Annotated in this window: 24 protein-coding genes; 16 read left to right on the top strand and 8 right to left on the bottom strand. The window is 73.8% G+C overall.

What is annotated here, in order from left to right; all coding sequences use genetic code 11:
• The first annotated feature begins 395 nt into the window (after positions 1–395).
• The 4 genes from M3148_RS05545 to M3148_RS05530 all read left to right on the top strand — a co-directional run bounded on the left by M3148_RS05545 (position 396) and on the right by M3148_RS05530 (position 4,721).
• Complete coding sequence (locus M3148_RS05545; protein WP_251303689.1) at positions 396–827, top strand: GNAT family N-acetyltransferase; 432 nt, start codon at positions 396–398, stop codon at positions 825–827.
• A 320-nt stretch (positions 828–1,147) separates the two neighbouring features.
• On the top strand, positions 1,148–2,293 hold the full coding sequence (gene pdhA, locus M3148_RS05540; RefSeq protein ID WP_251303688.1) for a pyruvate dehydrogenase (acetyl-transferring) E1 component subunit alpha: 1,146 nt from the start codon (positions 1,148–1,150) through the stop codon (positions 2,291–2,293).
• Entirely contained in the window at positions 2,290–3,306 is a 1,017-nt protein-coding gene (locus M3148_RS05535; protein WP_251303687.1) for an alpha-ketoacid dehydrogenase subunit beta, read from the top strand. Before pdhA ends, M3148_RS05535 begins: the two co-directional genes overlap by 4 nt.
• 8 nt (positions 3,307–3,314) lie before the next feature.
• Positions 3,315–4,721 carry a dihydrolipoamide acetyltransferase family protein gene (locus M3148_RS05530; protein ID WP_251303686.1) on the top strand — a complete coding sequence of 469 codons (1,407 nt, stop codon included), beginning with the start codon at positions 3,315–3,317 and terminating at the stop codon, positions 4,719–4,721.
• Between the two features lie 60 nt (positions 4,722–4,781).
• On the opposite strand, the gene M3148_RS05525 is transcribed toward M3148_RS05530, so the two are convergent.
• From M3148_RS05525 to M3148_RS05505, 5 genes are read right to left on the bottom strand one after another with little or no spacing between them, the layout of a single operon-like run.
• Positions 4,782–5,963, bottom strand: a complete 1,182-nt coding sequence (locus M3148_RS05525) for a PP2C family protein-serine/threonine phosphatase (RefSeq protein WP_251303685.1) — start codon at positions 5,961–5,963, stop codon at positions 4,782–4,784.
• A 24-nt stretch (positions 5,964–5,987) separates the two neighbouring features.
• Complete coding sequence (locus M3148_RS05520; protein WP_251303684.1) at positions 5,988–8,036, bottom strand: S9 family peptidase; 2,049 nt, start codon at positions 8,034–8,036, stop codon at positions 5,988–5,990.
• Positions 8,037–8,074: 38 nt separating this feature from the next.
• Entirely contained in the window at positions 8,075–9,088 is a 1,014-nt protein-coding gene (locus tag M3148_RS05515) for a zinc-binding dehydrogenase (RefSeq protein WP_251303683.1), read from the bottom strand.
• 11 nt (positions 9,089–9,099) lie between these two features.
• Positions 9,100–9,873 carry a glucose 1-dehydrogenase gene (locus M3148_RS05510; protein ID WP_251303682.1) on the bottom strand — a complete coding sequence of 258 codons (774 nt, stop codon included), beginning with the start codon at positions 9,871–9,873 and terminating at the stop codon, positions 9,100–9,102.
• An 8-nt stretch (positions 9,874–9,881) separates the two neighbouring features.
• Positions 9,882–11,255: a GntP family permease gene (locus M3148_RS05505; RefSeq protein ID WP_251303787.1), complete on the bottom strand. Its 1,374-nt coding sequence runs from the start codon at positions 11,253–11,255 to the stop codon at positions 9,882–9,884.
• Positions 11,256–11,417: 162 nt separating this feature from the next.
• Here M3148_RS05505 and M3148_RS05500 point away from each other — a divergent pair, with 162 nt between their 5' ends.
• Positions 11,418–12,236 carry a hypothetical protein gene (locus M3148_RS05500; RefSeq protein WP_251303681.1) on the top strand — a complete coding sequence of 273 codons (819 nt, stop codon included), beginning with the start codon at positions 11,418–11,420 and terminating at the stop codon, positions 12,234–12,236.
• A 44-nt stretch (positions 12,237–12,280) separates the two neighbouring features.
• A complete protein-coding gene (locus M3148_RS05495; protein WP_251303680.1) occupies positions 12,281–12,961 on the top strand; it encodes an HAD family hydrolase in 681 nt (226 codons plus the stop codon).
• Between the two features lie 80 nt (positions 12,962–13,041).
• Here the strand turns inward: M3148_RS05495 and M3148_RS05490 are convergent, their stop codons facing one another.
• Entirely contained in the window at positions 13,042–13,671 is a 630-nt protein-coding gene (locus M3148_RS05490) for a UdgX family uracil-DNA binding protein (protein ID WP_251303679.1), read from the bottom strand.
• 139 nt (positions 13,672–13,810) lie between these two features.
• Between M3148_RS05490 and M3148_RS05485 the strand changes: the two genes are divergently transcribed.
• Entirely contained in the window at positions 13,811–14,509 is a 699-nt protein-coding gene (locus tag M3148_RS05485; protein WP_251303678.1) for an LmeA family phospholipid-binding protein, read from the top strand.
• A gap of 4 nt (positions 14,510–14,513) precedes the next feature.
• On the opposite strand, the gene M3148_RS05480 is transcribed toward M3148_RS05485, so the two are convergent.
• Positions 14,514–16,535 (bottom strand): cytochrome c oxidase assembly protein, encoded by a 2,022-nt coding sequence (locus tag M3148_RS05480; RefSeq protein ID WP_251303677.1) that lies wholly within the window; start codon positions 16,533–16,535, stop codon positions 14,514–14,516.
• Between the two features lie 92 nt (positions 16,536–16,627).
• On the opposite strand from M3148_RS05480, the gene M3148_RS05475 reads away from it, so the two are divergent.
• The 9 genes from M3148_RS05475 to M3148_RS05435 all read left to right on the top strand — a co-directional run bounded on the left by M3148_RS05475 (position 16,628) and on the right by M3148_RS05435 (position 24,816).
• Positions 16,628–17,650: an AAA family ATPase gene (locus tag M3148_RS05475; RefSeq protein WP_251303676.1), complete on the top strand. Its 1,023-nt coding sequence runs from the start codon at positions 16,628–16,630 to the stop codon at positions 17,648–17,650.
• Positions 17,651–17,658: 8 nt separating this feature from the next.
• The gene (locus M3148_RS05470; RefSeq protein WP_251303675.1) at positions 17,659–18,546 is read left to right on the top strand and encodes a DUF58 domain-containing protein; all 888 of its coding nucleotides are present in this window, start codon (positions 17,659–17,661) and stop codon (positions 18,544–18,546) included.
• On the top strand, positions 18,533–18,988 hold the full coding sequence (locus M3148_RS05465; protein ID WP_251303674.1) for a hypothetical protein: 456 nt from the start codon (positions 18,533–18,535) through the stop codon (positions 18,986–18,988). Before M3148_RS05470 ends, M3148_RS05465 begins: the two co-directional genes overlap by 14 nt.
• Positions 18,988–20,004 carry a VWA domain-containing protein gene (locus tag M3148_RS05460; RefSeq protein WP_251303786.1) on the top strand — a complete coding sequence of 339 codons (1,017 nt, stop codon included), beginning with the start codon at positions 18,988–18,990 and terminating at the stop codon, positions 20,002–20,004. The genes M3148_RS05465 and M3148_RS05460 overlap by 1 nt, the downstream gene beginning before the upstream one ends.
• Positions 20,001–21,044, top strand: a complete 1,044-nt coding sequence (locus M3148_RS05455) for a vWA domain-containing protein (RefSeq protein WP_251303673.1) — start codon at positions 20,001–20,003, stop codon at positions 21,042–21,044. The genes M3148_RS05460 and M3148_RS05455 overlap by 4 nt, the downstream gene beginning before the upstream one ends.
• A complete protein-coding gene (locus M3148_RS05450) occupies positions 21,041–21,907 on the top strand; it encodes a hypothetical protein (protein WP_251303672.1) in 867 nt (288 codons plus the stop codon). The genes M3148_RS05455 and M3148_RS05450 overlap by 4 nt, the downstream gene beginning before the upstream one ends.
• A 62-nt stretch (positions 21,908–21,969) precedes the next feature.
• Positions 21,970–23,451 (top strand): phytoene desaturase family protein, encoded by a 1,482-nt coding sequence (locus M3148_RS05445; protein WP_308203214.1) that lies wholly within the window; start codon positions 21,970–21,972, stop codon positions 23,449–23,451.
• 58 nt (positions 23,452–23,509) lie between these two features.
• Entirely contained in the window at positions 23,510–24,274 is a 765-nt protein-coding gene (aroD, locus tag M3148_RS05440; RefSeq protein WP_251303671.1) for a type I 3-dehydroquinate dehydratase, read from the top strand.
• Complete coding sequence (locus M3148_RS05435; RefSeq protein WP_251303670.1) at positions 24,271–24,816, top strand: hypothetical protein; 546 nt, start codon at positions 24,271–24,273, stop codon at positions 24,814–24,816. The genes aroD and M3148_RS05435 overlap by 4 nt, the downstream gene beginning before the upstream one ends.
• Position 24,817: 1 nt before the next feature.
• On the opposite strand, the gene M3148_RS05430 is transcribed toward M3148_RS05435, so the two are convergent.
• Positions 24,818–25,261 carry a (deoxy)nucleoside triphosphate pyrophosphohydrolase gene (locus tag M3148_RS05430; RefSeq protein WP_251303669.1) on the bottom strand — a complete coding sequence of 148 codons (444 nt, stop codon included), beginning with the start codon at positions 25,259–25,261 and terminating at the stop codon, positions 24,818–24,820.
• Positions 25,262–25,289: the final 28 nt, after the last annotated feature.

The following is a 25,289-nucleotide window of genomic DNA, read 5'->3' as shown; positions in this document are numbered from 1 at the left end:
AGGTGGTCGGCCGCGATGTAGCAACCGATGGGACGGCATTGCTGGGGTCACCGGTGTGCGATGGCGCAAGCGGCACAGTCAGAACTTGCCCGAAGACCTCGGCGACCATGAGCCAGTGGGCAGGTGGCTTGGCTGGATAGAACAAGGGCTCGCTGGTCCAGACATCGTTGACGTCATCCAACCCCAGGTGGGGATGCTTGAAGAGGTGACTGGCCTGCCGATCGATCTCGAGCGGCCAGTCGTCATCGAGCCGATCGACGTCGAACCTGTCCACGCACACATCGTAATACAACCACTCACCGATGACTACAGCAGTGTGCGGTCGTGGATCCCCTTTGTGGCGCGGTTCGACGTCGGGCATCGGTGGACGGCTCACGCCCTCTACTGTGGTCGACATGCACACCGCAGGGAACACCGTGGAAGCATCGCCGGCGCTCAGCATGGACGAGGTCGAAGCGCTCTACCGCGAGGTTGGCTGGACGACGTACGCCGACGATGTCGTGACACTCGAGGCAGCTCTGGCCGGCTCGTCACACGTCGTGGCGGCTCGGCGCGATGGGCGCCTCATCGGGCTGGCGCGAGTGATCTCTGACGGAGCCACCATTTGCTACCTGCAAGACGTACTCGTTCACCCTGACGCCCAGCGGGCCGGTGTGGGTCGCGCCCTTGTCCTCGCCGCCTTAGAACCGTACGGCTCGGTTCGCCAGAAGGTCCTGCTGACCGATGACGAGCCCGGGCAACGCGCCTTCTACGAGTCCCTGGGGTACGAGGAAACCCGAGACCACGGCGCTGGCTCCCTGCGAGCATTCGTTCGCTTCGACGGCTGACCGGCGAAGCACGTCCAGGTGGGCGATCCCCTGGTGGTGCCGTCTGCGGCGGTCACGCCAGGCGATGAGACCAATGAGCGCGCCCAGGCTGAACGACCGCCGTCGGTCCTCAGTCGCTGCGACGTCCGGCAGCTGCCGGACGTCCGGTGCTCAACCGTTATCGTCCTCGGCAGCGGCCTCGCGGGCCGCGCACAACCGCCGAGCCGGGGTTCTGTAGACCCCCTACAAGCGTAAGTTACGGTTCCGTAGCCTACGCTGGCGTAGGTTCGGGGCCGACCCCCGGCGCAGAGGAGGCAGGACCGATGGAGGTGGTCACCACCATGGACACACTGACACCGCGGCCTGAGGCGAGCAGCCCGGCAGATCCCGACACGCTCGTCCAGCTTCTCGACCCGGAGGGTCGTCGCCTCGACCACAGCCGTTACGACCGGTGGGTCGCCGGGCTGGGCCCCGCCGAGCTGCGGGGGCTCTACCGCGACATGGTGCTGGCCCGCCGCTTCGACGCGGAGGCCACCGCGCTCCAGCGTCAGGGTGAGCTCAGCCTGTGGCCCCCCAGCCTGGGCCAGGAGGCTGCGCAGGTGGGCTCCGGCCGAGCCATGCGCTCGCAGGACTTCGCCTTTCCCTCCTACCGGGAGCACGCCGTCGCCCACGCGCGCGGCATGGACATGCGCGAGCTGCTGCGGGTCTTCCGCGGCGTCGAGCACGGTGGCTGGGACCCGGCCACCCACAACTTCCACCTCTACACCTTCGTCATCGGCTCCCACACGCTCCACGCGACCGGCTACGCCATGGGTGCCCAGCGCGACGGCGACGTCGGCACCGGGGATCCCGAGCGGGACCGCGCCGTCGTCGTCTACTTCGGCGACGGCGCCACCTCCCAGGGTGATGTCCACGAGGCCATGGTCTTCGCGGCCGTGACGAAGGCACCGGTCGTCTTCGTCTGCCAGAACAACCAGTGGGCGATCTCCGTGCCCGCGAGCGGCCAGACCACCGTCCCGCTCGCCCGCCGCGGCACCGGCGTCGGCATCCCCTCCGTGCGTGTCGACGGCAACGACGTCCTCGCCAGCTACGCCGTCACCGCCGAGGCCCTCGAGCGCGCGCGCAGCGGCGGCGGGCCCACCCTCATCGAGGCCTACACCTACCGGATGGGCGCGCACACGACCGCCGACGACCCCACGCGCTACCGCACGAGCGCGGAGGAGGACTACTGGCGCGAGCGCGACCCGATCGCCCGCCTGCGCACCTACCTCACCGAGCAGGGCCACGCGGACGAGGACTTCCTCACCGAGGTCGCGGTCGCGGCCGACGAGCTCGGAGAGTCGACCCGCGAGTACTGCCGCGCGCTCACTCCCTCCGGCCCGGAGACGATGTTCGACCACGTCTACGGCGCCCCCCATCCGCAGGTCGAGGCCGATCGCGCCTGGTTCACCGACTACCAGCAGTCCTTCGCGGAGGCCGACCGATGACGGCGACGACGACCGCCACCCCGCTCCCGCTCGCCAAGGCCGTCAACGCGGGGCTGCGCGCGGCCATGCGGCGTGACTCGACGGTCATGCTCATGGGCGAGGACATCGGCGCCCTGGGCGGGGTGTTCCGCGTGACCGACGGATTGCAGGCGGAGTTCGGCTCCCAGCGCGTCGTCGACACGCCGCTCGCCGAGTCCGGCATCGTCGGCACGGCGATCGGCCTGGCGATGGCCGGCTACCGGCCCGTCTGCGAGATCCAGTTCGACGGCTTCATCTTCCCCGGCTTCGACCAGATCACCACGCAGCTGGCCAAGCTCCGCTACCGGTCGAGCGGCCGGGTCGAGGTGCCGGTCGTCATCCGGGTGCCCTTCGGCGGCGGGATCGGCTCCATCGAGCACCACAGCGAGTCCCCCGAGGCGCTCTTCGCGCACACCCCCGGGCTGCGGGTCGTCGCGCCCGCCACGGCCGCCGATGCCTTCACGATGATCCAGCAGGCCATCGCCTCGCCGGACCCCGTCCTCTTCTTCGAGCCCAAGGCCCGGTACTGGGACCGGGAGGACGTCGACGTCGAGGCACCCGTCGACCTCAGCGCCGCCGGCATCACGACCGGCCTGCACGGCGCCCGGGTGGTGCGCGCGGGCCGGGACGCGACGCTCGTCGGCTACGGCCCCACCGTCAAGACCCTGCTCCGGGCCGCGGACGTGGCGGCGACCGACGGGCAGCAGCTCGAGGTCCTCGACCTGCGCTCGCTGTCCCCGCTCGACGTCCCCACCGTCGCCGAGTCGGTGCGCCGCACCGGCCGCCTCGTCGTCGCCCACGAGGCCACGACCTTCCTCGGCCCCGGCGCCGAGCTGGCCGCCCGCGTCACCGAGGAGTGCTTCTACAGCCTCCAGGCACCGGTGCTCCGCGTCGGCGGCTTCCACACGCCCTACCCGGCGTCGGCGCACGAGGAGGAGTTCCTCCCCGGGCTCGACCGGGTGCTCGACGCCGTCGACCGCGCCCTGGCGTACTAGGAGGACCGGTGCCGAAGTACCAGCAGTTCAAGCTGCCCGACGTCGGTGAGGGCCTCACCGAGGCCGACGTCGCCGAGTGGCGGGTCGCCGTCGGCGACACCGTCGACGTCAACCACGTGATCGTCGAGATCGAGACGGCCAAGTCCCTCGTCGAGCTGCCGGTCCCGTGGGCGGGCGTCGTCACCGAGCTCCTCGTCCGCGAGGGCGAGACCGTGCCGGTGGGCACGCCGATCGTCGTCATCGACGTCGACCCCGGCGGTGCGGCCGCCGACGACGGCGCTCCCGCCGCGTCGTCGGCGAGCGGTGACGTGCTCGTGGGCTCGGGGACGAAGGAGGGCTCCACCACCCGCCGTCGCCGCCGCTCCGCCCCCGCCGCAGAGCCGGCGGCCCAGGACCCCGCGGCCGCCCCGGGCGTCCCCGCCCCGCAGGCCCCGCCCGCCGCGACCGCGCCCGCCGCGCGTCCCGACCGCGGCCAGGGCACGCCCGCGGCGAGCCGCGCGGCCGTCTCGCCCGCGGTGCTGGCCAAGCCGCCGGTGCGCAAGCTCGCCAAGGACCTCGGCGTCGACCTCACCGCCGTCGCGGCGACGGGCCCCGGCGGGATCGTCACCCGCGAGGACGTCCTCGCCCACACCAAGCGCTCGGAGGCGCAGGAGCTGGCGACCTACCCGGACGACGACAAGCCGTGGCTCGCCGACGGCGTCGTGTCCGCCAACGGGCGCCAGACCCGCGTGCCGGTGCGCTCGGTGCGCCGCCGCACCGCCGAGGCGATGGTGAGCTCGGCCTTCACCGCCCCGCACGTCACGGTGTTCCACACGGTCGACGTCAGCCGCTCGATGACGCTCGTCGCGAGGCTCAAGGAGGACCGCGCCTTCGCTGACGTCCGAGTCACCCCGCTCCTCCTCGCCGCCAAGGCGCTGCTCCTCGCGGTGCGCCGCCACCCGGAGATCAACGCCTCGTGGGACGACGAGAGCCAGGAGATCGTCTACAAGCACTACATCAACCTCGGCATCGCCGCGGCCACGCCCCGTGGCCTCGTGGTGCCCAACATCAAGGACGCCCACCGCCTGGACCTGCACGAGCTGGCGACGGCGATCGCGGGGCTCACCGCCACCGCGCGGGCCGGGCGCACGACCCCGCAGGACATGACCGACGGCACCGTGACGATCACGAACGTCGGCGTCTTCGGGATCGACACCGGCACCCCGATCCTCAACCCGGGGGAGTCGGCGATCCTGGCCTTCGGGGCGATCCGCAAGCAGCCGTGGGTCCACAAGGGCAAGGTGAAGCCGCGCTGGGTCACCCAGCTCGCGCTGTCCTTCGACCACCGGCTCGTCGACGGCGAGCTCGGTGCGCGAGTGCTGGCGGACGTGGCCCGCCTCCTGGAGAACCCCGACATGGGCCTCGTCTGGAGCTGACCCAGGTCCCCATCGCACCGTCGTCGTGGTCGGGACGGCCGCCCGTCCAGGGCGCACGTCCTAGACGGGCAGGAGGTCCAGACCGCCGCCGGGGGACCACTCGAGCAGGAGCAGGGTCGCGTCGTCCTGGAGAACGCCGCGCTGGTGGGCGAGGACGTCGCGCACGACGAGGCGCAGCGTCTCGGGCGCGGGCGTGCCCCCGTGCTCCTCGAGCAGTGCCACGAGACGTGGCACCCCGAAGAACGTGCCGTCGGAGTCGCGTGCCTCGGTGATGCCGTCGGTGTACAGAAGCACCCGGTCGCCGGGCTCGAGCTGGAGCCGGCCGGCCGTCGCCTCCCGGCCGCCGAGGCCGAAGAGGGGACGCCCGGAGTGGTCGAGCGCCTCGTGCACCGTCCCGTCGCGCACGAGGAGAGGGTGAGGGTGCCCGGCGTTGAGGTAGTCGAGGACGCCGGTGACGATGTCGAGCCGGGCCAGCACCCCGGTGGCGTACCCGGCGGCGTCGGTGTGCTCGAGCAGGACGCGGTCGATCTCCCGGGCGCAGTCGATGAGGTCTGCGCCGCGACGCCGCTGGTTGCGGTAGGTGGCCAGCGCCACCGAGGTGAGCAGGCCGGAGCTGAGGTCGTGGCCCGTCCCGTCGAAGAGCGCGATGTCGGCGCAGCCGTCCTCGACGGCGTAGTCGAAGGCGTCCCCGGCTACCTTCTCGCTCGGCTCCAGGAGCCCGGCGATGACGACGTCGTTGGTCGCGTAGGTGAGCGGCGGCAGGAGGTTCCACAGCAGCTCGGCCTCCACGGTGCGGTTCGCGCCGCCGCGGACCCGGGTGATGACGTCCCCGTAGGGCGTGACGACGGCGACGAGGTGACCGATGAGTATCGACGCCCAGCGCAGCGTCTCGGGGTGCTCGGACGGGCGACGGTCGGGCGTCAGGGCGACGGCACGCAGCGCGCCCAGCCGCTCGACACCGTCCACGAGCGGCACCCAGGAGGTGTCGCCGTCGTGGACCGCGCGCATGGTGCGGAACGCCTCACCGGCGGGGGTGTCCAGGCCCAGCTCCTCCCGCTCGGGTGTGAGGGGGACGAGCCGGAGCTGGTCGAAGGTGACGAGGTGGATGTCGACCTCCCAGCCCATCGTGAGTCCTGCCCGGGAGACGGCGCCGATGAGCTCGTCCGGCGTCGCCCGGTGCGCACCGTCCAGCAGGGAGGTGAGGAAGCGCAGTGCGGCGCCCAGGTCGTCGTCGGTACTCACGCCCCCACCTTACGGGGGTGCGCCTCAGCCCAGGGTGCGCGGCAGGTGCCCCGGCTCCGCACCGAGGACGTGCTCGGCGAGGAAGGCGAGGTTGACCTCGTACCAGACCTTGGCGTTCTGGGGCGTGAGGATCCAGTGGTTCTCGTCGGGGAAGTAGAGGAATCGGTGCGGGCTCGCGCCGTCCTCGTCCGCCGGGAGCCCGGACCGGGAGAGCAGCTCGTACCAGAGCCGCAGGCCCTCGCCGATCGGCACGCGGTAGTCCTTGTCCCCGTGGATGACGAGCATGGGGGTGCGGATGCTGCCCACGTGCAGGTGCGGGGAGTTGGCCAGCGCCATCTCCGGGGACATCTCCCGGCCCCAGTACCAGGCGGCGTCCGTCGTCGGGCCGAAGGCGTCCAGCGCCCACAGGCTCGCGTGGGTGACGACGGCGCGGAAGCGGTCGGTGTGCCCGGCCACCCAGTTGGCCATGTACCCGCCGAAGGAGCCGCCCATCGCGGCGGTGCGGGAGGCGTCGACGTCCGCGCGCTCCTCCACGGCGTCGGTGACCGCCATGAGGTCGGTGTAGGGCGCCTCGCCCCACGCGCCCCAGCCGCGCTGGACGAAGTCCTGCCCGTAGCCGGTCGACAGCGCCGGGTCCGGCAGCAGCACGGCGTAGCCGCGGGCGACCATGATCCACGGGTTCCACCGCCACGACCACGAGTTCCACGAGCCCAGTGGCCCGCCGTGGATCCACAGCAGCAGGGGCGCCGGGGCGTCCGCGCTCGCGCCCTCGGGCAGGGCGAGCCAGGCCCGCACCCGCGTGCCGTCGGCGGCGGTGGTCTCCACCTCGGTGAGCGTGCCGGGCAGTGCGGGACGCTCGGCGGGACCGCGCAGCGCCGTCACCTCCGCCTCGCCGGTGAGGTCGCCCAGGTCGATGCGCACGACCTCGGCGGGGTACTCGTAGGAGGCGCGCAACGCGTAGGCGGCCGTCCCGTCCGGGGCGACGACGACGTCGCTGAGCGCGCCCTCGTCGGTGAGCCGGGTGACGGCACCGGTGTCCAGGGCGACGTGGAAGAGGCGCGAGCGGCCGTCGTCGTCGGCGACGACGAGCAGGCCGGAGGAGTCGGGCAGCCAGCGCAGCTGCGCGGGCCAGCGGTCCCACTCGCGGGTGAGGGCGCGGGACTCGCCCCCGACCGCGTCGACGACCTCGACCCACATCCGCGGCGCCTGCTCGGCGGTGCTGAGCGTCTCGCGCACGTAGGCGACGAGCCGGCCGTCGGGGCTGACCCGCGGGCCGCCCACCTCCGCCTCGGTGTCGTCGACGAGGACGGTGCGCGCGCCGTCGGGAAGGTCCACGCGGCACAGCTGGGTGCGCACGGCGCCGCGCGCCACGGGCACGTTCCACGTCGTGACGAGGAAGCTGCCGTCTACCGCGAGGTCCGTGGACGCCTCGGTGAGCGCGGCGCCCGCGGCGGGGGTGAGCTCGCGCAGTGCGTGGCTGCCGCGGGGCGCGGCGTCCTTCGCGGGGTCCGCGTCGGTGGGCTCGGCCGAGTAGAGCCGCGGCAGGTCCGGGCCGAGGTCGTGGTCCCAGTACCGCACCGGGTAGGCGCTGTGGAGGATCGCGCTCACCTTGCGCTCGCTGCGCTCCTTGCGCAGGCGGTGGTCCTCGTCGACGTCCCCGGCGGAGGGCAGCGCGTCGGCCATGACGACGACGACGGCGGCCCGCGCGGCCGCGCTCACGCCCGAGACCCCGCCGGGATGTGCGGCGACCATGCTCGCCTCGCCGCCCGCGGCGGGCAGGGACCACACGGCGGGACGCGCGTCGTCGTCGGTGCCGCGCTTGGCGACGAAGAGGAGGTCACCGCCGGCGGTGAAGGTCGGCTGGGACTCCCCGCTCGGGCCGTGGGTGAGACGGCGGGCCGGGCGCTCGCCGGCCGGGTCCACCTCCCACAGGGCCGGCTGGTACGTCGTGCGGTCCTCGTTGAGGGCGCTCACCGTGGTGACGAGGCGCTGCCCGTCGGGGGAGATCGCCAGCCCGCCGAGGCGGGGCAGGGCGATGTAGTCGTCGAGGTCGTGGAAGGGAGTGTCGCTCACGGACCTGTCCTATCACGTGACCCGTGCCACCCCGCACGCTACTCGGGCCACAGCGTGACGAGCACCTTGCCGGACGCCTCGGAGTCGCGGGCGACGGCGAAGGCCTCCAGCGCCTGGTCGGCGGGCAGCTCGTGGGTGACGACCTGCTCGATGCCGGGCTGCGCGTCGAGCAGCGCGACCGCGGCGTCGATCTCGTCCCGGAAGCGGAAGGAGCCGTGGACGGTGAGCTCCTTGGAGATGACCGGCGCGAGGTTGAGGCCCTTCGGCTCGTCCGGCACCATCCCCAGCTGGACGTGCACCCCGGCCCGGCGGGCCGCGCGGAAGGCCGCGTTGATCGACGCGGGCACGCCCGAGCACTCGAGGACGACGTCGTAGGCCTCCGCCGGCACCTCCTCCCGGCTCACGTCGACGGTGGCGTGCACGCCGAGTGACCGGGCGCGCCCCAGCGGCCCGGGCAGCACGTCGGTGGCCGTCACCTCGGCGGCGCCCCCGGCGAGGGCCGCGGCAGCGGTGAGCAGCCCGATCGGTCCGGCGCCGGTGACGAGGACCCGCTGGCCCGCGACGCCGCCGGCCAGCGCGATCCCGTGCATCCCGACGGCGAGCGGCTCGGCCAGCGCCGCGCGCCGCAGCGGCAGCGACGCGGGCAGGAGCCGCACCATCGACCGGTCGACGAGGAGGTACTCGCTCATCCCGCCCTGGGTATGCGGCCAGGTCGAGGCGCTGCCGAGGTAGGCGCCGCCCGGCCACAGGTGCGGGCGGTCCTCCACGCCGGGCCGCACCTCGCCGAAGGTCGCGGGGTGGACGGTGACCGGCGTGCCCGGGGAGAGCTCGCCGGCGGGGTCGAGGTCCACGGTCCCGGAGACCTCGTGGCCCGGCACGAGGGGCTCGCGCACGACGAAGGCCCCGTTCGCGCCGTCGTAGTAGTAGTGGAGGTCCGAGCCGCAGATGCCGGCGTAGGCCATCCGCAGGCGGACCTCCCCGGGACCGGGCTGAGGCGTGGGGACCTCGACGAGCTTGAGGTCCTCCCTGCCCCTGATGACGATCGCGCGCACGAGACTCCCTCCTAGACGACGGCGGTCATGCCGCCGTCGACAAAGACGTTCTGGCCCGAGACGAAGCTCGCGGCGTCCGAGCACAGGTAGACGAGGGTCCCGACGAGCTCCTCGACGCGGCCCCAGCGGCGGGCCGGTGTGCGGTCCACGACCCAGCGGGTGAAGTCCTCGTCCTCGACGAGCGCCCGGTTCATCTCGGTGGCGAAGTAGCCGGGGGAGATGGCGTTGACCTGGATGTCGAAGCGGGCGAGGTCGGCCGCCATGCCCTTGGTGAGCATGACGAGCCCGCCCTTCGTCGCCGAGTAGGGCGCGATGGTCTGCCGGGCGAGCTGGGACTGGACCGAGCCGATGTTGACGACCTTGCCCGAGCCGCGCTCGGCCATCCCGCGGGTCACCTGCTGGGAGACGTAGAACGCGCTGCTGAGGTTCGCGGCGACGATGTCGTCCCAGTCGTCCGGGTCGAAGTCGTTGAACGGCGCTCGGCGCTGGATCCCGGCGTTGTTGACGAGGATGTCGGGCACACCGTGCTCGGCCACGAGCGCGCTGACACCTTCCCGCACGGCGGCGGGGTCGGTGACGTCGAAGCTGACGGCCGGCACCTCGGCAGCGTCCCCGGCGGTGGCGACCTGCTGGCGGGCACGGGCCAGCGCCTCGTGGTTGCGCCCGTGCAGGACCACCCGGGCCCCGTGCGCGGCCAGGCCGGTGGCCAGCGCGAGGCCCAGGCCGCGGGAGGAGCCGGTGACGAGCGCGAGCCGGCCGGTGATGTCGAACAGGGAGCTGCTCATGGCGAGCCCTAGAAGATCGCGAAGACGGCGAGGGCGAAGAGGAAGCCGACGACGGACTGGAGGGTCTGCTGGACCGTCCACGTCTTGAGGGTCGTCTTGACGTCCATCCCCATGAGCCGCCCGACGAGCCAGAACCCGGAGTCGTTGACGTGGCTGGCGAAGACCGAGCCGGCCGCCGTCGCCAGCGTGATCGCGACGATCTGCATCTCGCTGAAGCCGCCCGCGAGGACGGCGGGCGCCATGAGGCCCGCCGCGGTGACGAGCGCGACCGTCGCCGAGCCCTGCGCGACGCGCAGGATGACGGCGATGAGCCACACGGCGAGGATGACCGGGATGCCGGTGTCGCCCAGCACGTCGGCGAGGGCGTCACCGATGCCGGACAGGCGCAGGATCCCGCCGAACATGCCACCGGCGCCGGTGATGAGGATGACGGAGGCGACCGGGCCGAGCGCCGAGTCGACGATCTTCTCCAGGGCCGTGCCGTTCTCGCCGCGGCGGTGGCCGAGCACGAAGAGGGCGACGATCACGGAGATGAGCAGCGCCACGGGGGCCGTGCCGACGGACGAGAGGACCTGGACCCAGGTCTCGGACTCGTCGACGACGTCGGCGGTGCCGAGGAAGTCAAGGCCGGTGTTGAAGAAGATGAGGACGAGGGGCAGGAGCAGGATCCCGACGACGGTCGCGACGCTGGGCGGGTTGACCTGGGTGTCGTCGTCGGTGCCGAAGAGCGCGGGCACGGGGAGGATGAACCGCTTGCCGACGAAGGTGCCCCAGAGGTAGCCGGCGAGGTACCAGACCGGGAAGGCGAGCACGATGGCGACGACGAGCACGAGGCCGACGTCGGCACCGTAGAGCTCGGAGGCGGCCACCGGACCCGGGTGCGGGGGCACGAAGACGTGCATGACCGAGAAGGCGGTCGCGGCGGGGATGCCGTACAGCAGGACGTTGTTCCCCAGCCGGCGGGCGACGGCGAAGATGATCGGCAGCATGACGATGAGGCCGGCGTCGAAGAAGATCGGGAAGCCGAAGGCGAGTGACGCGACGCCCAGCCCGAGCGGCGCTCGCTTCTCCCCGAAGACGCTGACCATCTTCTCCGAGAGCACGCGCGCGCCACCGCTGTGCTCGATGAGCTTGCCGAGCATGGCCCCCAGCGCGATGAGGAGGGCGACGTTGCCCAGGGTGCCGCCGAAGCTCGTCACGAGCGCCGGCACGATCTCACCCGCCGGGATCCCCGTGATGAACGCCGTCAGGAGCGAGACGAGGATGAGCGTGAGGAACGCGTGCAGCTTGAAGACGATGACGAGGACGAGGATGAGGGCGATCGCGCCGGCTGCGACGAGCAGCAGCGGCCCGGCCCCCAATGTCTGAGTCCAACCTTCGATCACGGGAGCCCCCTTGGGTGTCGTGACCCCGGCTCCCCTGCCGGGGCAGCGCCGTCGACGCTGCCTCGCACAGTATCGGTGACCGGCGGTCGGCCCAAGAGGAGGCGCGACTCGCCGCCCCGGCCCGCCAGGTGGACCATCGGGGCCGCTAGCGTGGGAGCCGTGGCGGTCGACGACGGCGTACCCGAGAAGGAGGAGCTCCTCGCCGAGCCGGCGGGCTCGGTCGAGGTCGAGCTGGCGCGCGCCCTGTCCGCGGCGCAGCGCCAGATCCACTGGTTGCGCGAGGAGCGCGACCGACTGCGCGCCGAGCTCGCGGCCGAGCCGCGCGAGGACCGCGCCGACGAGCCGGCGGCGATGCTCGCCGACGTCGTCGAGCAGGCCGTCCCCGAGGCCGCGCGGCGCCTGGCCCTGCGGGAGGCGGCCGGCAGTGACACCTGGGACCGGCTGACCGAGGGCGTCCGGGAGGTCTACCTCACGCGCGCCCGCGCCGCCGTCGAGGCCGTCGTGCCGGTGTTCGACGCCGCCGTCGCCGCGATCCCGGGTCTGGGGGAGGTGCGCCGGGCGCAGCTGCGGCTCGGCCTGCCGCCCGAGGGTGACCTCGCCGGCCTGCTCGACCACGTGCGCGCCGAGAGCCGCGCGCGGGCGCTGCAGGAGGTGTCGGAGGACCTGCGCGCCCGGCTGGAGGACTACGAGCTCATGCGGCGGGCCGTACAGGCGGTCGAGCTCGTGTTCGTCGAGGGCGAGCACATGGCCGCGCAGCACGCCTCGCCGGTCGCGGTGGAGGTGGCCGAGTGGTTCGCCCGGCGGCTGCAGCAGGCGCTCGCCGGTCCCGACGTCACCCTCGGTGACGCGCTCGAGGCCGAGCGGGAGCAGGTGCTCCTCGCCGTTGCCACCGAGCTGGGCCTGGAGGGCATGGACGCCCTGGCCTGGTACAGCGACATGAGCACGCGCCTGGACGCCGCCGGCGAGACGGAGGAGTAGCCGAGCGGATGCGGCGGGCCCCCGGCTGCGGTACCAACGGGACCATGCCTACTGACGCTCCCGGTGCCGTCCTGCTCGACATCGACGGCACCCTGGCCGACTCCAACTACGTCCACACCTTCACCTGGGCGCGGGCCTTTCGTGAGGTCGGGCACCCGGTCGACGCGTGGCGCATCCACCGGTCCATCGGCATGGGTGGGGAGCTGCTCCTCGCCGAGCTGCTCGGGGACCGTGTCGAGGAGCTGGGGGAGGCCGCCAAGGAGAAGCACACCGAGTACTACGCGCAGGCCGCGGACGAGGTGCACCGCTTCGAGGGCGTCGTCGAGCTCGTCGCTGCCCTCAAGGAGCGCGGGGCGAAGGTCGTCCTCGCCACCTCCGCCGCGCCCGCCGAGCTGGAGATCCTCGAGAAGGTCCTCCAGGTGTCCGACGACGTCGACGCCATCACCTCCGCGCAGGACGTCGAGGAGGCCAAGCCCGACCCGGACCTCGTCCACACGGCCCTCGGCGCCGTCGACGTCCCCGCCGAGCGGGCCGTCTTCGTCGGTGACACCGTGTGGGACGTCAAGGCTGCCGCCCGGGCAGGCGTGCCCTGCATCGGTGTGCTCACCGGCGGGGTCAGCGAGGGCGAGCTGCGCGAGGCCGGGGCCGTGGCGGTCTACCGCTCGGTCGCCGCGATCCTCGAGGACCTCGACTCCTCGCCGCTCCGCCACGCCTGGGAAGCCTGAGCCCCTCACCCCGACACGATGTGGTTCTTGCGCCCCCGGAGGTCGCATCGTCCGCACCGTGTCCGTGAGGTCGGGGCCGGTCAGCCCGCTGCCGCCTGGTGGGCGGTGCGCAGGTCCGTGACGAGCTCGGCGAAGGCCTCGTCCCAGCCGCCGCGCCCGCGCAGGCGCAGCAGCGCCGAGGGGTGCGTCGTCACGAGCACGGGCGGATCCTCACCGCCGAGGACCTCACCGCGCACGTCCCCGATCCGCACCTCGCGGCCGAGGACCGCGCGGGCCGCGGTCGCGCCCAGGCAGACGACGACGGCGGGGCGCACCGCGGCGCGCTCGGCCGCCAGCCACGGGTGGCACGCCTCGACGTGGGCGACGCCCGGCTTCTTGTGGATCCGGCGCGTGCCGCGGTCCTCGAAGCGGAAGTGCTTGACGGCGTTGGTGAGGTAGACGTCCCGGCGCGCGATGCCCGCTGCCTCCAGCGCGTCGGCCAGCACCCGCCCGGCGGGCCCGACGAAGGGCTCACCTTCCCTGTCCTCCCGGTCGCCCGGCTGCTCGCCGACGAGCATGAGTCGGGCCCCGGCGTCCCCGGCGGAGAAGACCACCTGGGTGGCGTCGGCCCACAGCTCGCATCCCCGGCAGCCAGGCGCCGCGGCGCGCAGGGCGCCGACGTCACCGTCCGAGGGCACCCACTCCTGCGCCCCGGGTCGTTCCACGGCCATGTGCTCACCGTAGGCAGCGGAGCGCCCTGCCGCGCGCCGGCCGGAGCCGTACCGTTTTCGTGCTGGACCGGGCTCACCAGCCGAACCGGATCCGGAACACGCGACTCCGCGGCCTTGCGGCGCCCGTACCTTTGTCACCATGCGCCGCCTCGCCTCCGTGGTCCTCGTCCTGCTCGTCGTGCTCGCGGTCGCCGGCACGGTGGTCGACCGTGTGGCCGTGGCCCGCACCGAGGACCGGCTCCTCGCCGAGGCGCGCGAGCAGCTGGAGCTCGCGCCGGACGCCGACGTCGAGATCGACGGCTTCCCCTTTCTCACCCAGGTGGTGGCCGGGCGGCTGTCCGAGGTCCGCGGGACCGCCTCGACGCTGGTCCTGGAGGACTTCGAGCTGCACGACGTCCGCGTGGCACTGCGCGGGGTCGCGCCGGAGGAGCCCTACCCGGCCGAGACCGTCGAGATCAACGCCGAGATCCCCCCCGCCACCCTCCAGGCGGCGCTCGCGGGCGCCGTCGACGTGCCCGGCGCCCCGCTGCGCGTCGACGTCGCGAACGGTCTCGTCCAGCTCGGCGTCGAGGTGGTCGCCGGCCTGGAGCTCGCCGTCGTCGTCGAGCCCGTCCTCGTCGACGGTGCGATCGGCGTCGAGCTCGGGGAGGTGTCGGTCGGCGGTGGCACCGTTCCCCGCGATCTCGTCACCGTGGTCGACGACCTCCTCGGTGACGTGCGCGTCGAGATCCCGGGCCTGCCCGAGGGCCTGGTCCCCACCCGCCTGGAGGTCGGCCGGGACGCCGTCGAGCTGCGCCTCGAGGGCAGCGACGTCGCGCTCGGTGAGTGGGTCGGCTAGGACCTCAGCAGTCGGCGCCGTCCCGCTCGGCCATCCGCGCGAGCTGGGCGTTGTACTCCGCGAGGGCGGCGTCGTGGTCGCGGTCGGCCTGACGGTCGGTGCGGCGGGTGACGCGGTCCTCGTCCCGCGCCCACGCGATCGCGACGGCGACGGCGAGGGCGAGCGTGGGCAGCTCGCCGATGCCCCACGCGATCGCCCCGCCGGCCTCCTGGTCGGCGAGCGCGTCCACGCCCCAGGGCAGGCCGAGGCGGCCGAAGTGGTCCCCGGCGAAGAGGGTGGTGGCCTGCATGACCGAGACGCCGAAGAAGGCGTGGAAGGCCATCGTCGCGAAGAGCAGGAGCAGCCGCATCGGGTAGCGCGAGCGGCTGGGACCCGGGTCCACGCCGATGAGGACGTTGGCGAACATGTACCCGGCCGCGGTGAAGTGGACGACCATGGCGATGTGGCCCACGTGGGTGCTCAGCGCCAGCTCGAAGAGCGGTGAGTAGTAGAAGACGATCATCGAGCCGGCGAAGTTCACCGCCGCGGTCCCCGGGTGGGCGAAGAAGCGTGCCCAGCGGGAGTGGACGGTCGCGAGCAGCCACTCGCGCGGCCCGCGGGAGCCGTCCTCGCGCGAGGGCAGCGCGCGCACCGCGAGGGTGATCGGCGCGCCGATGACGAGGAAGATGGGCACGACCATCGCGAGCAGCATGTGCTGGACCATGTGGGCGCTGAACATAACGACGCCGTAGACCGACGGGCCACCGGACGTCACCCACGCGAAGAGCGCGAGACCCACCACCCACGACGCCGTGCGAGGGAGGGACCAGTGGTCCCCGCGGCGGCGCAGCCGGTAGACCCAGGAGAGGTAGACGCCGATGCCGACGAGCGCGAGGAGCCCGAAGAGCACGTCGGGGCGCCACTCCGTGAACCACGTGAGGAGGCTCGGCTCCGGGGGAGCGGGGTAGCCGGTGATCTCCTGCACCGGGCTCGGGCGGCTCGGCGGGTCCTGCGGGACGGGCGGGGCCGAGGAGCCGAGCGCCACGGAGACGCCGATGACGGCGCCCATGAGGACGACCTCGCCGGCCGCGAGCCGCCAGAACGCGCCGGGGCGGTCCGTGGCCGCCGGCACGGTGGCGCGGCGGTGCACCCAGCCGATGAGGCCGAGGACGACGAACATCACGGTCTTGGCCAGGAGCAGCAGCCCGTAGTCGGTGGTGACCAGGTCCTCGAGGCTGCCCATCCGCACCCCGCCGTTGACGAGGCCCGAGACGCCGACGAGCGCGAAGCTCCAGCCGGCGAGCGTGGAGAAGCGCCGCGCGGCGGGTCCGCGGTCGGCGCCCAGCCGCCGGGCGACGAGGCACAGCACCGCCAGGCCGCCGGCCCACACGCTGATCGAGCCGATGTGCAGCCACATCGCCGAGACGGCGAGGTTGTGGCCCTCCGCGCCGGCGGCGTGGCCGGTGAGGGCGATGGGGATGACGGTGGCGAGGGCGAGGGCGCCGGCAAGGGCGGCCGCCGTCGGCGTCGAGACGGCCACGCACACGGCGGCGAGGACCGCGGCCATGAGCGTGGCGACGAGGTGGGCCTGGCCCATGGGGATGTCGGTGACGAACTGGGCGAGCTCGGCGCCGAACGTGGGCTCGTCGAGGCCGCGCCCGGAGGTGCGCGCGTAGGTGAGGACGATGCGCACGACGCTCGCCAGCGTCCACACGACCGCGGCGACGGCGGCGGCCCGGGCGGCCAGCGACCACGCCGCGCCGTCGACGGCGACCCGCGGTCGGCGCCGCTCGTCACCGCGTCCGGCCTGCGGCAGGACGAGGGCGCACAGGGCGAGCGCGCCGATCGTCACGGCGGCGGCGCCGTCGGCGACCACGGTCACCAGCGGGACGCCCCAGCGGACGACGGCGCCCGGGTCGAGCAGGGCGGAGGCCTCGGTCGCCCCGGAGAACACGAGCCCGGCGACCGCGAGCGCGAGCGCCGCGAGCGCGGCCCCGACGAGGGCGAGGGCAGGGCGGTGGCGGGAAGCGGGAGCGGGCGTGGTCACCCCTCCAGGGTAGATCCAGGCACGGGTGGCATACTCGCGCGGGTACACGGCACGAACCGGGCGGCAGCAGCCGCCCCCAGGACAGGGGAACGATGACGACACCGAGCGGCGCGGGGCTGGCGCCCAGCACGGCCACGATCGAGCACGGCGACCTCCAGCGCTCCGCGGAGCTGATCGGGCGGGTCAACGGCATCTTCGGCCAGCGGGTGATCGGCCAGGAGGCGCTGCGCACGGCGCTCGTGTCCACGCTGCTCGCCGGCGGGCACATCCTTCTCGAGTCGGTCCCCGGGCTGGCGAAGACGACGGCGGCCCAGACGCTGGCCTCGGCGGTCTCCGGCACCTTCCACCGGATCCAGTGCACGCCGGACCTCATGCCCAACGACATTGTCGGCACGCAGATCTTCAACTACGCGACCGGCGCCTTCTCCACCCAGCTGGGCCCGGTGCACGCCAACCTCGTGCTGCTCGACGAGATCAACCGCTCCAGCGCCAAGACGCAGTCGGCGATGCTCGAGGCGATGCAGGAGAAGCAGACCTCCATCGGTGGCGAGGTCTTCCCGCTGCCCACGCCCTTCATGGTGCTCGCGACGCAGAACCCCATCGAGGAGGAGGGCACCTACGTGCTGCCCGAGGCCCAGATGGACCGGTTCCTCGTCAAGGAGGTCCTCACCTACCCCACGCCCACCGAGGAGATCAGCGTCCTCGACGGCATCAGCTCCGGCTCCTTCGAGGCGCCGCTGGGCAGCCACCCCGTCACCCTCGACGACGTCGTCTTCCTCCAGCGTCTCGCGGCCGAGGTGTACGTCGACGCGTCGATCAAGCAGTACATCGTCGCGATCGTCAACACCACCCGCGGCGGCGGTCCGCGCCCGCTGCCGAAGTTCTCCCAGCACGTGCGGGTGGGCGCCAGCCCGCGTGGCGCGATCGCGCTCATGCGGGTGGCGCAGGCGCACGCCCTCCAGCAGGGCCGCACCTACGTCGTGCCCGACGACGTCAAGGCGCTGAGCCACAGCGTCCTGCGCCACCGGCTCGTGCGCACCTACGACGCCCTGGCGAACAACGTCGCGCCCGAGGCGCTCATCGACGCCGTCTTCGCCGCCGTCCCCGCCCCGTAGGCCTGCGGATGTCGAGCGCCTCCCGGCTGGCGAAGGTCCGTGCGCGTCTGGACCTTCCCACGGTCCGGCGCGCCTCCGGCCTGCTCGACGGGCACCACCGCTCGATCTTCACCGGGCACGGGCAGGACTTCGACGACATGGTCGAGTACCACCCGGGTGACGACGTGGGCGACATCGACTGGAAGGCCTCGGCCCGTACCGGGCACCCGGTCATCCGTCGCTTCGTCCACGAGTCGAACCTCGCGATGGTCCTCGCCGTGGACACCGGCCGCTCGATGGCCGCCACGGCGCCGAGCGGGGAGCGCAAGTCCGAGATCGCCCTCTTCGCCGCCGACGTCGTCGCCTACCTCGCGCGCTCGCGCGGCGACCTCGTCGGCCTGGTGGCGGGGGACTCGCGCCGGATCACCCAGGTGCCCGCCCGCGGCGGCACCGGCCACATGGAGATGCTCCTGCGCCTCCTCGAGCGCGAGCTCACCCGCGACGCCCCCGTCTCGGACCTGTCCCGCGTCCTGGACCGGATCCTCACCTCCGCCACCCGGCGCACGCTCGTCGTCCTCATCACCGACGAGGCGCGGCCCGCGCTCAGCGACGAGGAGGCGCTGCGCCGCCTGCGCACCCGCCACGACGTCATGGTCATCTCGGTGGCCGACGCCGTGCCGACGACGCCGGGCCTCGGTCCCGTGGCCGACGTCGAGGGCGGCCTCGTCCTGCCGCCCTTCCTCCAGCGCGACCGCCGCCTGCACGCCGCGGCGACCACCGCCGTCGCCAACCGCAAGAAGCGGGTGCGCGACATGCTGCGGCGCCGCGGCGTCGAGCACGTCGTCGCTGCCAGCTCCGAGGACGTCGTCGACGCCCTCATCGACCTGTTCCGGAGGCAGCGACGTGTCCGGAGCTGAGTCCCTCCTGCCCCCCGAGTCCTACTCGACGTGGGTGCCGGTCCTCGGCGGCGTGCTGCTGCTCGCCGTCGTCGCCTGGTACGCCTTCGTCCTACTCTCCACGCGCCGCCCGGACCGCCCCCGCGAGCCGGGACCGCTGAGCCCGGACGGCCGCGCCCGCTTCGAGGAGGACGTCGAGGCGGCGCTGGCCGCCTACCGCAGCGGGGACCGCGACGTGCGCGGCCTCCACCTCGAGCTCGCGCGCATCATGCGCTCCTTCGCCTCCGAGCGGATCGGGCGGGACGTGAGCTCGTGGACCGCCGGTGAGATCGCCGACCACGACCCGTCGGCGCAGCTCGGTGACCTCCTGCACCTGTGGGAGGAGCCGTCCTTCGCGCGGCGCAGCGACGCGGAGGCTGAGACGGCCGTGCAGCGGGCCCGGGAGGTGATCCGCCGGTGGTGATGCTCATGGCGTGGCTCGTCCCCGTGGTCCTCGGGCTCGTCGTCCTCGCGGCGGTCCTCGGCTGGTTCCGGCCGCGGACCTCCCGCGAGACGCGGTCGGTGAGGTGGGTGGCCAACACCGCCTACCTGCGCCGCCTGCCCACCTACCGCCGGCGCATGCGGCTGTACCAGGTGGCGCTGGGCGGGGTGGGCGTCTTCGCGCTCGTCGCGGCCCTCGGGTCCGCGCTGCTGCTCGCCCGTCCGGCGGAGCGGGACGTGCGCGCGGAGGTCCTGGCGACCCGGGACATCGTCCTGTGCCTGGACGTGTCCGGCTCGATGATCGAGTTCGACACCGAGATCGTCGAGACCTTCTCCGAGATGGTCGAGGGCTTCGACGGCGAGCGCATCGCGCTGTCGGTGTGGAACTCCACCTCCCGCGCGGTCTTCCCGCTCACCGACGACTACGCTCTCGTCACCGCGGAGCTCGAGGCCGCCGCCACCGCACTGGACTTCGACCTCGACGCCCTCGTCCACGCGCCCGAGGCGCTGGACCGGCTCGAGGAGTTCGTCGCCGGGACCATGTCGCTGGACCCCAACTCCTCCTCGCTGGTGGGCGACGGCCTGGCCACCTGCGCCTATGCCTTCGACGAGTCCGACACCGAGCGTTCCCGCTCGATCATCATCGCGACCGACAACCAGGTGCTCGGCGAGCCGATCTACGGCCTCCAGGAGGCGGCCGACCTCGCGGCCGAGCGCGACATCCGGCTCTACGGCCTGTTCGCCGCCTCCGACGAGTCCTACTCCCCGGAGAACGAGGAGGCCTACCGGCAGGCGATCACCGGCCACGGCGGGCTCGTCTACAACGCCGACGACCCCGGCGCCGTCGACGCGATCATCGACGACATCGCCTCCCAGCAGGCCGTGGAGCTCGAGGCCGAGCCGGAGGTTGTCATCACCGACCGGCCCGAGACCGTCCTGTGGATCGCCGTCGCGGGCGTCGCCGGGCTCGTCCTCGCCGCGTGGAGGCTGCGGTCATGATCCTGCGACTCGTCTGGCCGCTGTGGGTCATCGCCGTGGTCTTCCTGCCGCTCGTCGTCGTCTGCGTCCTCGCCGCCGTGCGGGCCCGCCGGACCGGGGACGGCTCCTTCGCCGCGTGGCTGCGCCGCGGGGGCATGGTCCTCGCGCTGGCGGCGATCGCGCTGGGCCCCGCCGTGCCGAGCACGACGACGACGGTCGCCACCAACGTCGAGCTGTTCTTCGTCGTCGACCGCACCGGGTCGATGGCGGCGGAGGACTACGACGGCGGACGCCCCCGGCTGGACGGTGTGCGGCACGACGTCGAGGCGCTCGTCGAGGCGATGCCCGGCTCGCGGTACTCCGTCATCACCTTCGACTCCCAGGCCGCCCGCCAGCTTCCGCTCACCACCGACGCCCGGGCGGTGAGCACCTGGGCTGAGACCCTCGTCCAGGAGATCACCTACTACTCGGCGGGGTCCGCCGTCGACCGGCCGCTGCCGGCCCTGCGCAGCGCACTCGAGGGCGCCGCCGAGCGCAACCCCGAGAACGTCCGGCTCGTCTTCCTCCTGTCCGACGGAGAGAACACCCGCGGCGACGGGACCGGTGACAGCGAGACCGAGTCCTACGCGGAGCTGGCCCCGCTCGTCGACGGCGGAGCGGTGCTCGGCTACGGCACCGCCGAGGGCGGGCAGATGCGCTACTACGACGGCACCGAGGAGACCGGTCCCGGCACCGACGCCCCGTGGATCCTCGACGAGACCCAGCCCGACTCCCCGCCCGCGGTCTCGCGCATCGACGAGACGCAGCTGCGTCGCGTCGCCGAGCAGCTCGGCGTCGACTACACCCACCGCACCGCGCCCACGGACGTCTCCGGCCTCGTGGCCGGCATCGACGCCGAGACGATCGCCGCGGAGGACGGCCGCCGCGAGGTGTCCGTCTACGAGGACGTCTACTGGCCGGCGGCCGTGGTGCTCGCCGCGCTGCTCGCGTGGGAGGCGTGGTACCTGGCGCGCCGGTTCCCCCGCCCCTTCGCGTCCCGCCGAGGAGGGAGCACCGCATGACCGCCGACGTCCCGCAGCCCGAGCACCCGCCGCTGCCCGCCCACCTGCGCCGCCGCCGTCGGCTGCTCGCGTGGTCCGCGCCCGTGGTGCTGGCCTTCCTCGTCACCGGGTCCCTGCTCGTGGGCACGGTGCTCGGCGCCGCCTTGGGCACCCGCGAGCTCGACGCGCTGCGCTTCCCGGAGGCGGCGCGGCAGTACCAGGCGCAGCAGCGGTGGACCGGCTTCGCCGAGCAGTGGAAGGCGTGGTTCAACAGCGGCACCGCGCAGTACCGGGCCGAGGAGCACTTCCTCGCCGTCGAGGACCTGCGGGTCGCGCTCGAGCTGGTCCCGGAGGCGGGGCCGCTCCCCGGTGGTCCCGAGGGCAGCAAGGCTCCGGAGTCACCCGAGTGCCGGGTGCGGACCAACCTGTCGCTGGCGATCGAGGCGATGGGGGACGTTGCCGCCACCGACGACGCGGACCCCGGCATGGCCGAGGTCTACTACGCCGAGGCGCAGGAGGTCATCGCGCCCTGCACGAGCTCCCCGGAGAACGAGGAGAGCTCCGAGCGCCAGCAGGACAAGGAGCAGCAGGCGCGGGAGGACCAGCAGGAGCCGCAGGATCAGCCCTCGGACCAGCCCTCCAGTGACCCCAGTGACGAGCCCAGCGACGATCCGAGCGACGAGCCCAGCGAGGACCCGAGCGAGGGACCGAGCGACCCGAGCGACGAGCCGAGCGACGGGCCGGGAGAGCAGGACCCCACCGACGAGCCGGACGACGACCCCCGCCGCGACGAGCTCGAGGAGCGCAACCGCGAGGCGGAGCGCGACCGGCAGGAGCAGCAGGAGCGCGGCGGCGGCGGGTTCGGCGGCGGTCAGAACTGGTAGTTGCTGTCCTCGGGCACGGCCGACGTGTGGAGGACCGCGGGGTCCGGGTGCAGACTGAGGGGGTGCCGACACCGAGGGAGACGACCGACGTCGTCGTCGTGGGTTCTGGACCCAACGGACTCGCAGCGGCGGTGACCATGGCGCGGGCAGGGCTCGGCGTCGTCGTCCTCGAGGCCGAGCCGACCATCGGCGGAGGGGCCCGCACGCTCGACCTGCCGGGCGCGGACGGGCTGCGCTACGACGTCTGCTCCGCCGTCCACCCGCTCGCCACGGCCAGCCCTTTCCTCGCCGAGTTCGACCTCCCGGCCCGCGGGGTCGAGCTCGTCACCCCCGAGCTGTCCTACGCCCACCCGCTCGACGGCGGCCGAGCCGGTCTGGCGTGGCGCGACCTCGAGCGCACGATCGACGGCCTGGGGCCCGACGGCCCGGCGTGGCGACGCCTCTTCGAGCCGCTCACCCGTGAGCCCGGGGCGGTCGTCGGCGCGACCCTGGGCGACATGCGCAGCATCCCGCCGCAGCTGCGCTCCGTGAGCGGTCTACGCGCCGCCGTCGCCTTCGGCCTGCGCGTGCTGACCCAGGGCACCCACCTGTGGAACCTGCCCTTCCGCGGTGACGTCGCCCCGGCCATGGTCACGGGCGTCGCCGGGCACGCCATCGCGCCGCTGCCCAACCTCGCCCCCGCCGGTGTCGCGCTCATGCTCGGCACGCTCGCGCACGGCGTCGGGTGGCGGATCCCGGTGGGCGGGTCCCAGGCCATCGTCGACGCGCTCGTCGCCGACCTCCGGGTCCACGGCGGTGAGGTCCGCACCGACGTGCGCGTGCGCTCGTGGCGCGACATGCCTCGCGCCCGCACCTACCTCCTCGACACGACGCCCCGCGCGGCCGCCGGCATCTGGGGGGACCGCCTGCCCGCCGACATCGCCCGGCGCCTGCGCACGGCACCGCGCGGCGGTGGCGCCGCGAAGGTCGACTTCGTCATCGACGGCCCCGTCCCGTGGGCGGTGCCCGAGGTGGGACAGGCCTTTACCGTCCACGTCGGCGGCAGCCGCGAGGAGGTGACCGCCGCCGAGGCGCAGGTGGCCCGCGGCGTCATGCCCGAGCGGCCCAGCGTGCTCCTGTCCGACCCCACCGTGGCCGACCCCGGGCGCGAGCAGGGCGGGCTGCGGCCGCTGTGGACCTACGCCCACGTGCCCGCCGGCTCCGACGTCGACATGGCCGAGGCGATCACCCGCCAGATCGAGCGCTTCGCACCCGGTTTCCGCGACGTCGTCGTCGACAGCGTGAGCGTGCCGGCGGCGCGGATGGTCGAGCACAACGCCAACCTCGCCGGGGGGGACATCGCCGGCGGCGCCGTGACGATGCGCCGCGTCCTCGGTGGCCCCACCGGCCGCTGGGACCCCTACTACCTCGGCATCCCCGGCGTGTACCTGTGCTCGTCCTCGGCGCCGCCCGCGCCCGGCGTCCACGGGATGAACGGCTGGCACGCCGCCCGCCGGGCGCTGCGGCAGCGCTTCGGCCGGCCCGTCCCCTCCCTGGCCCCCTGACCGTCGGCGACCGCCCGGCCCGGTAGGGTGCCTGCGGACCGAGGGAAAGAGGGTGACGATGAGCGGCGTCGTGCGGCTGCGTGACGTGGCGGTCGGGGAGGGGCGCGTGAAGATCGCCGCCTCGCTGTGCTCACCGACCGCCGAGGGGCTCTTCGAGGAGGCTGGCCGGGTGACCGCCGCCGGCGTCGACATCGCCGAGTGGCGTGCAGACCACCTCCTCGCCGCGCGTCCCGACGCGCCGCTCCGGGAGCTCCCGGCGGCCGTGCGCGCCCGGCTGGGCGCCATGCCGCTGCTCCTCACCGTCCGCAGCGCCGAGGAGGGCGGGAAGGTCACACTCGACGACACCGCGTACGCCACGGCTGTGTCGGCCCTCCTCGACGACGGTTCCGGTGACGCCGTCGACCTCGAGCTCGCCCGCGGCAGCGTGCTGGCCGGGCTCGTCGACCGGGCCCGGGAGACGGGCGCGCGCGTGGTCGTCTCCAGCCACGACGTCACGGGCACCCCGCCGCTGGCGGAGATGGTGGACCGGCTCGCCGCGATGGCCGCGACCGGCGCCGACGTCGTGAAGATCGCGGTGACGGCCCAGGACCCGCTCGACGTCATCGCGCTGCTCGAGGCGACGTGCACGGCCGACCGGGAGCTGGACGTGCCCGTGGTGACGATGGCGATGGGCCCGGTGGGTCTGGTCAGCCGGCTGTGCGGGGAGGTCTTCGGGTCGGCCGTCACCTTCGGGTCGGTCGACAGCGCGTCGGCGCCCGGCCAGATCGACGTCGGCCGGCTGCGGGACGTGGTCGGGCTCGTCCACGAGCACACTGCGCGATGAGCCAGCCGCCCCCGCCCACAGGAGCGCCCCAGGAACCCTGGAGCCCGCCCGCCGGCCCCTACGGCCCGCCCGCCGGCCCCTACGGCCCGCCCGCCGGCCCCCACGGCCCGCCCGCCGACCCGTACCGCCCGGTCGCCTACGGCCCGTCCGCCGGCCCGTACCGCCCGGCCGCCTACCCCGTCCCGTATGAGCCGGCGCCAGCGGGGCCCACCGGCTCGCCCTGGGACGCCTACGCCTACCAGCTGCCGGCCCCGCGTCGCCGGACGGGCCTCATCGTGGCGGTCGTCGTCTTCTCGGTGCTCGCCCTCGCCGGGCTCGCCCTCGTTGTCGCCGCGCTCGTCGGGCTCGTGGGCGGGGGTCGCGCCTACGGCGAGGACTCGGACCTCGACCGCCTGTGGGACTCGTGCACGGCCGGGGACGCGCTGGCCTGCGACAACCTCTACCTCGAGTCCCCGGTCGGCTCGGAGTACGAGGAGTACGGCGACACCTGCGGCGAGCGCTTCCCGCCCGGTGAGCAGCTGTGGTGCCGCGGGCGCATGTGACCTAGCGCAGCCCCAGCGCCGCGACGACCGGCAGGTCCGCGGGGAGCCAGGGCAGCGCGGCCCAGTCCGCCGGGCCCACCCACCGCAGCTCGTCGTGGTCGAGGAGCGGTTCGGGGCACCCTGACAGGATGCCCGCCAGCCACACGCGCAGCCGCAGGGCCGGCGTGATCGGCCAGTCCCCGGCGAGCGGCCCGGCCACCAGCGCCCCCAGGGACACGCGCACGCCGAGCTCCTCGTGCAGCTCGCGGTGCAGCGCCGCTACCGGGTCCTCCCCGGGCTCGACCTTGCCGCCGGGCACCTCCCACCGGCCGGCGAGCTCCGCCGGTGCGGACCGGCGGGCGGCGAGCAGCCGGGACGGCCGGGCGACGTCGTCGACGATCGCGGCGGCGACGACGAGACGGCCCGCCCAGGCGGGAGCCGGGCTGTCGGAGGGGAGGGCGGGCACCCGTGCACGCTACCGCTGCCGCGCCGGC

The sequence above is a fragment of the Georgenia satyanarayanai genome (genome assembly GCF_023715365.1).
Lineage (GTDB): Bacteria > Actinomycetota > Actinomycetes > Actinomycetales > Actinomycetaceae > Oceanitalea > Oceanitalea satyanarayanai_B.
Note: the sequence above shows the minus strand (reverse complement) of the source record. Positions and strands in the feature narration are given on the sequence as shown.

Coding starts and splice junctions, on each gene's coding strand:
- M3148_RS05545 (WP_251303689.1), top strand. CDS start 396: ATGCACACCGCAGGGAACACCGTGGAAGCATCGCCGGCGCTCAGCATG.
- pdhA (WP_251303688.1), top strand. CDS start 1,148: ATGGACACACTGACACCGCGGCCTGAGGCGAGCAGCCCGGCAGATCCC.
- M3148_RS05535 (WP_251303687.1), top strand. CDS start 2,290: ATGACGGCGACGACGACCGCCACCCCGCTCCCGCTCGCCAAGGCCGTC.
- M3148_RS05510 (WP_251303682.1), bottom strand. CDS start 9,873: ATGAGCAGCTCCCTGTTCGACATCACCGGCCGGCTCGCGCTCGTCACC.
- M3148_RS05495 (WP_251303680.1), top strand. CDS start 12,281: ATGCCTACTGACGCTCCCGGTGCCGTCCTGCTCGACATCGACGGCACC.
- M3148_RS05490 (WP_251303679.1), bottom strand. CDS start 13,671: ATGGCCGTGGAACGACCCGGGGCGCAGGAGTGGGTGCCCTCGGACGGT.
- M3148_RS05485 (WP_251303678.1), top strand. CDS start 13,811: ATGCGCCGCCTCGCCTCCGTGGTCCTCGTCCTGCTCGTCGTGCTCGCG.
- M3148_RS05475 (WP_251303676.1), top strand. CDS start 16,628: ATGACGACACCGAGCGGCGCGGGGCTGGCGCCCAGCACGGCCACGATC.
- M3148_RS05470 (WP_251303675.1), top strand. CDS start 17,659: ATGTCGAGCGCCTCCCGGCTGGCGAAGGTCCGTGCGCGTCTGGACCTT.
- M3148_RS05460 (WP_251303786.1), top strand. CDS start 18,988: ATGCTCATGGCGTGGCTCGTCCCCGTGGTCCTCGGGCTCGTCGTCCTC.
- M3148_RS05455 (WP_251303673.1), top strand. CDS start 20,001: ATGATCCTGCGACTCGTCTGGCCGCTGTGGGTCATCGCCGTGGTCTTC.
- M3148_RS05450 (WP_251303672.1), top strand. CDS start 21,041: ATGACCGCCGACGTCCCGCAGCCCGAGCACCCGCCGCTGCCCGCCCAC.
- aroD (WP_251303671.1), top strand. CDS start 23,510: ATGAGCGGCGTCGTGCGGCTGCGTGACGTGGCGGTCGGGGAGGGGCGC.
- M3148_RS05435 (WP_251303670.1), top strand. CDS start 24,271: ATGAGCCAGCCGCCCCCGCCCACAGGAGCGCCCCAGGAACCCTGGAGC.